Below are 10424 nucleotides of genomic sequence, written 5' to 3'. Positions count from 1 at the left end.
GGGGATCGCCTGATGGCCATGTCCAACGTCGGCCGCCCGACCACCCCCAACGCCGGCGCCGCATCGGCCGGCTTCACCTCGCTGACCGGCGGCCGCGGCCTGCTGCAGGACGAGCCGCTGATCTTCGAGGAAGGCGGCTGGCAGACGACCGGCGTCGACCTGCCGGCCGCCGAGCACGACGCGTCGGACCTCGGCGACCTGGTCCGCGCCGCCCCCATCGGCCTGCCCGGCCTCACCGAGCCGGAGGCGATGCGCCACTACGTGCGCCTCTCCCAGAAGAACCACGCCATCGACCTGGCGCTCTATCCGCTGGGCTCGTGCACCATGAAGCACAACCCGCGCCTCAACGAGAAGATGGCCCGCCTGGCCGGCTTCGCCGACCTGCACCCCATGGCGCCGGTCTCCACGACCCAGGGCGCCCTGGCGCTCATGGACCGCCTCGCCCACTGGCTGAAGACGCTGACCGGCATGCCCGCCGTCGCCCTGACCCCCAAGGCCGGCGCCCACGGCGAGCTCTGCGGCCTCCTGACCATCAAGGCCGCCCACGACGCCGCCGGCCAGGGCCACCGCCGCACCGTCCTCGTCCCGACCTCGGCCCACGGCACCAACCCCGCCACCGCCGCCTTCGTCGGCTACTCGGTCACCGAGATCGCCCAGACCGCCGACGGCCGCGTCGACCTCGCCGACCTGTCCGCCAAGCTCGGCCCCGACATCGCCGCGATCATGGTCACCAACCCCAACACCTGCGGCCTGTTCGAACGCGACGTGATCGAGATCGCGCGCATTACGCACGCGCACGGAGCTTATTTTTATTGTGACGGGGCCAACTTCAACGCCATCGTCGGCCGCGTCCGCCCCGGCGATCTTGGCGTCGACGCCATGCACATCAACCTGCACAAGACCTTCTCCACCCCGCACGGCGGCGGCGGGCCGGGCGCCGGCCCGGTGGTGCTCTCCGCGGCGCTCGCGCCCTTCGCCCCGGCCCCCTGGGTGGTCTCCGACGCCGAAGGCTTCCACCTCGTCGAGGAAGCCAAGGACGAGGCCGCCCAGGCCTTCGGCCGCATGTGCGCCTTCCAGGGCCAGATGGGCATGTTCGTCCGCGCCTATGCCTACATGGCCAGCCACGGCGCCGACGGCCTGCGCCAGGTCGCCGAGGACGCCGTGCTCAACGCCAACTACATCAAGGCCCGGCTGGCGGCCGCCATGACGCCCGCCTTTCCCGACGGCCCCTGCATGCACGAGGCCCTGTTTGACGACACCTGGCTCGAGGGCTCCGACATCACCACCCTCGACCTCGCCAAGGCGCTGATCGACGAGGGCTTTCACCCGATGACCATGTACTTCCCGCTGGTCGTCCACGGCGCCATGCTGATCGAGCCCACCGAGACCGAGCCGAAGCGCGAGCTCGACCGGTTTTGCGACGCCATGCTGGCGCTCGCCGCCGCGGCCAAGGCCGGCGAATCGCAGCGCTTCAAGGGCGCGCCGCACCTGGCCCCCCTGCGCCGCCTCGACGAGACCCTGGCGGCCCGCAAGCCCCGCCTGACGTGGCGCCCAGAGCCCACAGGTGTGGCGCCGGCGCCATTGGCTGCGGAATAGAGTCGCGCCCCGGAAAATTAACGGGGCGTTGCCTTTACGTTTCGTGGGCGCGTTCGCATATCTGGCAGGCGCGACGACGGTTCAGACCTCCCCATCGGGGCCGGCCCGCGCTTCCCAGGTAAGCTCCAGTGTCCCTCGCCATGCCCTCGCTGCGCGTGTACCGCGCCTCCGACGAATTCGCCCGAGAGCTGATCGGCCGGATCGGTCGCGGGCTGCTGCTCGCCGTGGGCAGCGCCTTCATCCTCGTCGGGCTGGCGATCGAGTTCCTGCCGCTGCCCCTGCATCTGCCGGGCATGGCGGTCATCGTCATCGGGCTGATGATGGTGCTGCGCAACTCGTTCAAGGCGCGGCGCCAGTTCGTGCGCATGCAGCACAGCCACCCGAACTTCGTCTTCCCGTTCCGCCGGCTGCTGCGCCGCGAGCCGGAGGTGTTCCCGGTGGCCTGGCAACAGATCCTGCGCATGGAACGCGTGATGCTGCCCAAGCGGGCCCGCTTCGCGAGCCGCTTCCGCCGTCGCCTGAAGGGCCGCGGCCGCCTGCGGACCGCCTAGGCGCGGACGTCCACCCGATTCGGCTTGGGCGGGTTGGAGCTGGCGATCTTCCGCGGCTCGCCGCTGTTGGCGTCGCGGCGGCGATGTTCGACCTGCGCCTGACCCACTGACTGCGGCGGCTCGGGATGAGCCGGCGCCCAGCTGGCGGGCGTGACGGGGTTTGCTTCTGAAATACCGGATGCGGACATGCTGTCCTCCCACGGAATCCATTCGATTCCCTAGAGGATTCCCATATCACGGTTAAGAAATCGGACGACCCGCCAAAGAAAAGACCGGGTCATCGCCCGGGCTTCTCATTCCGCATAGGTCCGAAGACCTATTGCAACTTGCTCGAAAGCTGTCCGATAGCTTGGTCGACCAAGGGGTCTGACTTGGCGACAGCCAGTCGTGCGCGCAGGACATCTTCCGCCATCTGCGACGCCAGCTCCGCGGCGGCGGCCTTGACCTCGGCGGCGGCCTGGGCTTCGGCTGTGGCGATGCGGCGTTCGGCCAGCTGGCCGCGGCGCTCGATCTGCTCGGCGAGCTTCACCTGCGCGTCGGCCTGCAGGCGCTGCGCCTCATCCCTGGCGTTGGCGAGAACCTCCTTGGCCAGCTTCTCCGACTGTTCGCGCTGCACCTTGATCTGGTCCAGCAGCCCTTGCGCCTCGGCGCGCAGGCCCTCGGCCTCGGCCAGCTGGGCGCGGACCTTGTCGCCAGCGTCGCCCAGCGCCTTCCAGGCGAACTTGTGCACGCCGGCGACGACCAGCACGCCCAGAAAGACCACGAAAGCCAGGCCCACCCAGAAGTGGGCGTCCATCAGGAGTTCCATCGGCCTATCCCCGCGCGGTCTTCAGTTCGGCGGCGCTGGCGGCGCGGCCGGTCAGTTTCTCGACGATGGCGCCGGCCGTGTCGCGGGCGATGCCCTGGACATTGGCCATGGCGGCGTCGCGCGCGGCCGCGATGCGGGCTTCGGCCTCGCCGCTGGTCTTGGCGAGCTTGGCTTCTTCCTCGGCCAGGCGCGCGGCGATCTCGCCCTGCGCCTTGGCGCGGGCTTCGGCGCCCAGCTTCTGCGCCTGGGCGCGGGCCTGGGCCATGTCGGCCTGGGCGGCCTGGGCCTGGGCGTCGGCCTCGTCCTTCATGCGCCGCGCCTCGGCGATGTCGTCGGCGATGCGTCGATCCCGCGCGTCCAGCGCGCCACCGACGCGCGGGACGGTGAACAGCCGCATGAACACCAGCATCAGGGCGAAGATGATCAGGAACCAGGCGATCTGGCCCGGCCACCACTGGAAGTCGAACTGCGGCAGGCCGCTGGAGTGCCCCTCCGCGGCCGTGCCTTCCTGGGTTTCAGTCGCCATCGGTCAGGGTTTTTCTTTAGGCGCCGGCGCCGAACAGGATGATCAGGGCCACGACGAAGGAGAACAGACCCATGGTCTCGGTGAGCGCCATGCCGAGGAACAGCATGGTCTGCTGGCTGGCGGCCGCCGAGGGGTTGCGGATCGCGGCTTGCAGGTAGTTGCCGAACAGCACGCCGAGGCCGACACCGGCCCCGATCATCCCCGAAGTGGCGAGGCCCGCGCCGATCAGGCGGGCGGCATGAGCGTCCATATTGATAGTCCTCTGTTGAGCTCTGGGTTGTTAGTGGCCGTGACCGAAGTTCACGACCTCGTTGAGATAGACCGTGGCCAGCGCCACGAAGACGAAGGCCTGCAGCACCGCCACGACCAGCTCCAGGCCGGTCAGCGCGACGATCATCGCGAAGGAAAGCACGCTGGGCACCAGGGCGAGCGACGCCATGCCGCCCTGTAGGGCCAAGAGGCCGAGCGCCACGACGAACGAGCCGAACAGCGCCATGACCACATGGCCGCCCAGCATGTTGCCGAACAGGCGCATGGCGAGCGTGATGGGCCGCACGAAGTAGGAGATCATCTCGATCGGGGCCATCAGGATCGCCCCGATCACGCCCATGCCCGAGGGGAAGAACAGGCCCAGGAACTTCGGCCCGTGCTTGATGAAGCCCAGGAAGAAGACGCTGAAGAAGGTCAGCACCGCCAGCGTCGCGGTGATCGCCAGTTGCGAGGTCACCGTGAAGGTCATGCTGAGGCCCGCCACGTTGCCGATGGCCAGCAGCACGCCCATCAGGTTCAGCACCAGGATGACCGTGAACAGGGTGAACAGGTAGGGGATGTAGGGCCGGCCCTGGTGGCCGATGATCGGCGTCACCAGCACCTTGTCGACGATGTTGTAGAGGCTCTCGGCCAGCGCCTGGCCGCGGTTCGGCACGATCTCGCGCCGCGCGGTCAGAGCGAAGAACACAACCAGGATCACCGCGCCGGCGATCATGCTGGCCACCGAATTGGTGATCGACATGTCCACGGGCAGGCCGCCGACATGGAAGACCGGGCCCTGCCAGATCTTGTGCACCGCGAACTGGTGCATCGGGTCGATGGCCGGCTGTCCCGCCATTAGCGCCTAATCCTCGTCCTCGTCGTCGCTCGCGCGGGGCGACGGCCCGGCGCGTGTCGTCTCTGTCGTCGTGCTCCGGACGGCGGACCTCACCGCCACCCAGATCGAAAATCCCGTCCCGATCAGCAGACCGCCGATCAAACCCAGGGGAGCCGTCCCGGTGAAGCGATCGACGAGCCAGCCGAAACCGGCCCCTGCGAGCACTCCGCCCACCACTTCGCCGAGGAAGCGGTAACCCTGCGCCATGGCCCGCTGGGCGTCGCCGCCCTCGCTACGGGCCCGCGCCGCCTCGACTGCGCCGAGTCGCTCGTCGAGGCTCTTGCGGGCCTCTTCGGGCTGGTCGTCCGTCTTGGGCATGCGTCGGAGGGCCTAATGACCGCGACGTCGCCGCCACGGCGGGGGCTTCAGGTCGCGCGGAACCTATAGACGGCGCCGCAGCGCGTCAAGGCTGCCGGAATGTACAGTATCGCACTGTATTCGTTACATTTTTTCTAGACCGCGGCAGAACACCCAAACCTGGGTTATTGCGCGGCCATCGCCTCGGCCTGGGTCAGGTCCACGGAGACCAGCTGGGAGACGCCGCGCTCGGCCATGGTGACCCCGAACAGCCGGTCCATCCGGGCCATGGTCACCGGGTTGTGGGTGATCACCACGAACCGCGTCTCGGTGCGGCTGTGCATCTCGTCGAGCATGTTGCAGAACCGGTCGACGTTGGCGTCGTCCAGCGGCGCGTCCACCTCGTCCAGCACGCAGATCGGCGCCGGCTGCGACAGGAACACCGCGAAGATCAGCGCCATGGCGGTCAGCGCCTGCTCGCCGCCCGACATCAGACTCATGGTCGACAGCCGCTTGCCCGGCGGGCAGGCGTAGATCTCCAGGCCGGCCTCCAGCGGGTCCTCCGACTCCACCAGCCGCAGCTCGGCCTGGCCGCCCTGGAACAGCGCCTCGAACAGCGTCTTGAAGTGGCCGTTGATCACCTCGAAGGCCGCGGTCAGCCGCTCGCGGCCCTCGCCGTTCAGCTCGTCGATGCCACGCCGGAGCGCCGCGATGGCCCCGCTCAGGTCGGCGCGCTCGGACTGCATGGTCCCGATCCGGCCGGCGTATTCGCCCGCCTCTTCCTCGGCCCGCAGGTTCACCGGCCCGATGCTGTCGCGCTGCCGTTCCAGATTATAGAGGTGCGCCTCGATGCCTTCCGCGTCGGTCGGGATCGCCACCGCGTCGTCCGACAGCTTCTGGGCCAGTTCCTCCGGCTCCATCCGCGCGGTCTCGCGGATTTGGGCGGTGACCTCGATCAGCCGCGTGTCGGCCGCCTCGGCATGCGCCGAGAGGCTGGCGCGAATCTCGCGGGCCTCGGCGGCCGCGGCGTCGGCGGCCCGCAGGCTGCGGTCGGCGTCTGTGCGCTCGGCGTCGGCGGCGGCCAGCGCGTCGGAGGTCTTGGCCCGCCGGGCTTCGGCGAGGCCCAGCTCGTCCAGCAGGTCGGCCCGGCGCGTCTCCAGCGTGCCGGGCGCGGCGCGAGCCGTCTCGAGGTCGGCCTGCGCCTGGGCGCGCGCCTTGCCCAAGGCCTCGGTGCGCTTGGCCGCGGCCTCGGCGCGTCGGGTCCAGTCGTCGCGTTCGCGGGTCAGTTGCTCCAGGCGCCGCGCCCGGCCGTCGCGCTCGCGCACCTCCAGCTCCAGCGCCGCGCGGGCTTGCGCCGCGGCGTCGCGGGCCGGCCCGGCGGCCGCCCGGGCGCGAGCCAGCGATGCGGCGAGGTCGTCGCTGGTCGCCACCGCGCCTGCCGCCTCGGTCGCCGCGGCCAGGACGGCCTCATGCTCGGCCAGCTCGGCTTCGAACCGGCCGATCACGTCGTCCAGCGAGGCGGCGTGGGCCTCCTTGCGGGCGGCCTCGCGCTCGAACCGCTCCAGCGCGGCCCGCGCCGCAGCGGCCGTCTGCTCGGCCATCGCCGGCTCGCGGCGGGCGGCGCGCAAGGCGTCTTCGGCGCCGCGCAGGCGCTCCGCCGCCTCGGTCAGCGCCGCCTTGGCGGCGTCGGCCTTGGGCTGCAGCTTCTCGATCTCGGCCTCGACCTCGGCCAGCCGGGTCTTCTGCTCGAGCCGCGCGGCGGCGGGCTTCGGCGCCTCGGCGCGCGCCACGAAGCCGTCCCAGCGCCAGAGGTCGCCTTCCTTGGAGACCAGGCGCGCACCGGGCGGCAGGCCGGCTTGCAGCCGGTCGCCGTCGGCCTTGTCGACAAGTCCAACATAGGCCATGCGCGCGGCCAGCGCCGGCGGCGCCTTCACCACATCGGCCAGCGCCGTCACGCCCTTCGGCCAGGTCGGCGCCGCGGCGTCGCGGCCGCCCCAGAAGGCCGGGGCGGTGCGGTCCAGCGCCGCGTCCAGGTCATCGCCCAGGGCGGCGGCCAGGGCCTTTTCATAGCCGCGGTCCGGCGCGACGGCGTCCAGCGCCGGGGCAAACCCGCCCCGCCGGGCCTGCGCCACCAGCTGGGCCAGCGCCCGGGCCTCGGCGGTCAGCCGGCCGAGCTGTTCATCGGACTTGCGGGCGATCTCGCGGGCGGCGGCTTCCGCCTCCACGGCCTTGCCACGCGCCTCCTCGGCGGCCTCCAGGGCGGCGCGGACCTGCGCCAGCGCGGCCTCGGCCGCCTCCAGCTCGGCCCTGGCGGCCTCGGCCTGCGGACCGCCGACCACGCCCAACGCTTCGCGCTCGTGACGCGCCTGGTCGAGCGCCCGGCGGGTTCGGCCCACCCGGGTCTGGGCCTCCTCCACCCGATGCGCCGCGGCGTGGCTCTGGGCCTCCTGCGCGGCCAGTTCGCCGGCCAGTCGCTCCACCTCGGCGTCGGCGGCGGCGCGGGCGGCCTCGGCGGCGCTGGCGGCGGCTTCCAGCTCCGGCTGGCGCTCGGGCGCGCGAGCGATGGCGGCCTCGATCCCGGCGAGGTCCTCGGCCAGCCGCTTCAAGGCCGCGTCGGCGTCCTCGACAATGTGCGCCTCGCGCGCCGCGTCGGCCTCGATGCGTTCGATGTCGCCGTCGAGCCGTGCGATCTCGGCGGCGTGGGCCTCGTGCTCGCGGTCCAGCCGGTCCTTGTCGATGGCCAGCTTGTGCAGCACCGCCGCGGCGATGGTCTCGGCCTCGCGCAGCGGCTTGATGGCTTCCTCGGCCGCGGCGGCCCGCGTCGTGGCGACCGCGGCCTGGCGGGCGGTCTCCTCCACCGCGCGGACCGCGGCGGCGGCCTCCGCGGTCAGCCGCTCGGCGGCGGCCCGGGCTTCGTTCCACCGCGCGTAGAGCACCGCGCCCTGCAAGGCGCGGATCTCGGCCGACAGCTTCTTGTAGCGTTCCGCCTGGCGGGCCTCGCGCTTCAGCCGGCCGTAGGCGCCTTCCAGCTCGCGCGCCACGTCCTCGAGCCGGGCGAGATTGGCCTCGGCCGCGCGCAGCCGCAGCTCCGCCTCGTGGCGCCGCGAATGCAGGCCCGAGACGCCGGCCGCCTCCTCCAGGATCATCCGCCGGTTCTGCGGCTTGGCGGCGATCAGCTCCGAGATCTGCCCCTGGCGGACCAGGGCCGGAGAATTCGAGCCCGTGGACGCGTCGGCGAACAACAACTGCACGTCGCGGGCGCGCACCTCGCGGCCGTTGATCCGGTAGGTCGAGCCCGCGCCCTTGTCGATCCGCCGGACCACCTCGATCACCGGATGGTCGTTGAATACCGCCGGCGCACGGCGGGCGGCGTTGTCGATGGTCAGCGCCACCTCGGCGTGGTTGCGCGACGGCCGGTTCGAGGCGCCGGCGAAGATCACCTCGTCCATGCCGCCGGCCCGCATGGCCTTGGCGGAATTCGCGCCCATCACCCAGCGCAGCGCCTCCAGCAGGTTCGACTTGCCGCAGCCGTTCGGCCCCACCACCCCGGTCACCCCCGGTTCGATCCGAAATTCGGTCGGATCGACGAAGGACTTGAAACCGGTGAGCTTGAGCCGCTGGAACTGCACCTAGGGCCTCTTGGGCTTTTTCGGTGCGCGGTGATGAGCCGCCGCATGGCCCGGCGCACCCTTGCCCGCCGCGGCGATCGCGGCGTCGAGCGCGGCCAGCGTCGGCTCCGCCACGGTCTTGCCGTTGACCCTCAGGGTGGGCGTCGAATTGACCCCGTCCTTGGAGCTCGCCTCCACCCGTCCGTTCAGCGCCTTGAGGGCCGCCGGGTCGGTGAGGCAGCTGTCCACCTGGGCGACGCTCAGCCCGTTGGCCACGCCGACCTGGGTGATGATCTGGCCGATCTTGCCGTCGTCGCGCCACTGCGCCTGGCTGCGGAACACCTGGTCGAGGATGGTGAAATACTTCGCCCGGCCGCCGCAGCGGGCGGTCAGGAAGCCGGCCGCCGCAACCTCGGCCGGATCGGTCAGGAACTCCTTCAGCGTGAACTGCACGCGGCCGGTGTCGATGTACTTCTTCTTGAAGGCCGGGAAGACCTCCTCGTCGAAATGCGCGCAGTGCGGACAGCTGGCCGAGGCGTATTCCACCACGTGGACCCGCGCCTTGGGATTGCCCAGGCTCATGTCGCCGTTCACCGCGTCGGCTGGAACGCCGGCCAGCCCCGGGCCCGCCGCGAGCGCCAGGGCCGCGGCGGCCAGCACGATCCTGCGGGTCATGGCGGTCATGGGGCTACTTCGACGCCTCCGCGAAGGCCTGGTCGAGCTGGGCTTCCGTCACTTCGCCCTCGGCCACCTTCTTGCCGTTGAAGAAGAAGGTGGGCGTGCCGGTCACCTTGTCCTGGTCGACGGCGCGTTTGAACCGGTCGTTCAGCGCATTCATCGCCTTCTCGTCGTTCAGGCAGGCGTTGAACTGCGCCTCGGTCAGGCCCGCGCTCTCGGCGATGCGCAGCAGCACGCCGCGGAAATCACCCGTCTGGAACATCTCCTGCTGCGAGTGATAGACCGCGTCGAGGACGGTGAAGTACTTGTCCTTGCCCGCGCAGCGCGACACCAGGAAGCCGGCCGCCGCGACGTTCTCCGGCGGCGTCAGATATTCCTTGAACGTGTAATAGGCCTTGCCGGTGTCGATGTACTTGGCCTTGAAGCCCGGGAAGATGTCGTTGTTGAACCGCGCGCAGTGCGGGCAGCTCGCCGAGGCGTACTCGACCACCTTCACCTTGGCGGCGGCATTGCCCAGGCTCATGTCGCCCTCTGCGGGCCCGGTCGGACCACCGGACTTGTTGCAGGCGGCGAGCGCCAGGCTGGCCGCTGCGGCGGCGAGGATCATGAGGCGTCGGCTGAACATCTAGGGCGACCTTTCCCGTCGGCGCGATTGCGGAGTAAAGCGCGATTCCAGCGGTGGTCTCCACTCGCGGCGCGCCCGCCACTTACGCGATGGGACAACGGCGGTTTTGAGTCAATTCGCCCAGGCGTCCCAGTCTCGCGCCGCAGGCGCCGCTCCGCGCTTAGCTTCCGCGCCGCAGGACCCCGCGCCCGAGCGTCAGCAGCGCCTGTTTCAGCGGTCCGTCGGGCGCGTCGGCGAGGGCCTTGGCAAGCCTCGCCTCCTCCGCGGCGTCGAGCGGCTGCAACCGCTTCGACGGCGGGCGCTGCGGCTCGGGCTTGTGCCTGAGCGGCCCCTGCACGACGCGCAGCTTCTGCACCGCCTCGGCGCCCAGGAACAAGTTCACCCGCGCCAGGATCTCATGCGCCTGGTGCTGGATGATCGCGGCCGACGGCCCCGCCACGCGGATCTCCAGCGAGGACGGCCCCCCGGCCCGGCCCTTGGTCAGCTTCACCGGCTCGGTGCGCCGCGCGATCTCCGGCCCGACGATCTCGCGCCAGCGGGCCTGCAAGGCGCCGGTCCCCTGCCCGAACTTGGCGTCGAGGTCCTTCA

Annotated in this window: 11 protein-coding genes; 2 read left to right on the top strand and 9 right to left on the bottom strand. The window is 71.0% G+C overall.

The features are described 5' to 3' along the window. Positions 1-12 precede the first annotated feature (12 nt). Positions 13-1596 carry an aminomethyl-transferring glycine dehydrogenase subunit GcvPB gene (gene gcvPB, locus VGT80_RS01370; RefSeq protein ID WP_327452231.1) on the top strand — a complete coding sequence of 528 codons (1584 nt, stop codon included), beginning with the start codon at positions 13-15 and terminating at the stop codon, positions 1594-1596. Positions 1597-1724: 128 nt separating this feature from the next. After that, on the top strand, positions 1725-2147 hold the full coding sequence (locus VGT80_RS01365) for a hypothetical protein (RefSeq protein WP_327452229.1): 423 nt from the start codon (positions 1725-1727) through the stop codon (positions 2145-2147). A 316-nt stretch (positions 2148-2463) separates the two neighbouring features. On the opposite strand, the gene VGT80_RS01360 is transcribed toward VGT80_RS01365, so the two are convergent. The 9 genes from VGT80_RS01360 to VGT80_RS01320 all read right to left on the bottom strand — a co-directional run. Then, a complete protein-coding gene (locus VGT80_RS01360) occupies positions 2464-2955 on the bottom strand; it encodes an ATP F0F1 synthase subunit B (RefSeq protein WP_327452228.1) in 492 nt (163 codons plus the stop codon). Positions 2956-2959: 4 nt separating this feature from the next. After that, on the bottom strand, positions 2960-3481 hold the full coding sequence (locus VGT80_RS01355; RefSeq protein WP_327452227.1) for a hypothetical protein: 522 nt from the start codon (positions 3479-3481) through the stop codon (positions 2960-2962). A 16-nt stretch (positions 3482-3497) separates the two neighbouring features. Next, positions 3498-3731, bottom strand: a complete 234-nt coding sequence (locus VGT80_RS01350; RefSeq protein ID WP_327452226.1) for a F0F1 ATP synthase subunit C — start codon at positions 3729-3731, stop codon at positions 3498-3500. A 30-nt stretch (positions 3732-3761) separates the two neighbouring features. Beyond that, the gene (locus VGT80_RS01345) at positions 3762-4589 is read right to left on the bottom strand and encodes a F0F1 ATP synthase subunit A (RefSeq protein WP_327452225.1); all 828 of its coding nucleotides are present in this window, start codon (positions 4587-4589) and stop codon (positions 3762-3764) included. A 6-nt stretch (positions 4590-4595) separates the two neighbouring features. Beyond that, on the bottom strand, positions 4596-4946 hold the full coding sequence (locus VGT80_RS01340) for an AtpZ/AtpI family protein (RefSeq protein WP_327452224.1): 351 nt from the start codon (positions 4944-4946) through the stop codon (positions 4596-4598). 164 nt (positions 4947-5110) lie between these two features. After that, positions 5111-8554: a chromosome segregation protein SMC gene (smc, locus tag VGT80_RS01335; RefSeq protein WP_327452223.1), complete on the bottom strand. Its 3444-nt coding sequence runs from the start codon at positions 8552-8554 to the stop codon at positions 5111-5113. After that, positions 8555-9217, bottom strand: a complete 663-nt coding sequence (locus VGT80_RS01330) for a DsbA family protein (RefSeq protein WP_327452221.1) — start codon at positions 9215-9217, stop codon at positions 8555-8557. A 4-nt stretch (positions 9218-9221) separates the two neighbouring features. Next, a complete protein-coding gene (locus VGT80_RS01325; protein WP_327452220.1) occupies positions 9222-9836 on the bottom strand; it encodes a DsbA family protein in 615 nt (204 codons plus the stop codon). 160 nt (positions 9837-9996) lie between these two features. Beyond that, the coding region (locus VGT80_RS01320; protein WP_327452219.1) for a DUF721 domain-containing protein at positions 9997-10424 on the bottom strand (428 nt) is incomplete at its 5' end.

Origin of the sequence: Phenylobacterium sp., assembly GCF_035944335.1 — a bacterium.
Classification (GTDB): domain Bacteria; phylum Pseudomonadota; class Alphaproteobacteria; order Caulobacterales; family Caulobacteraceae; genus Phenylobacterium.
This window is presented reverse-complemented; position numbering and strand designations above follow the sequence as displayed.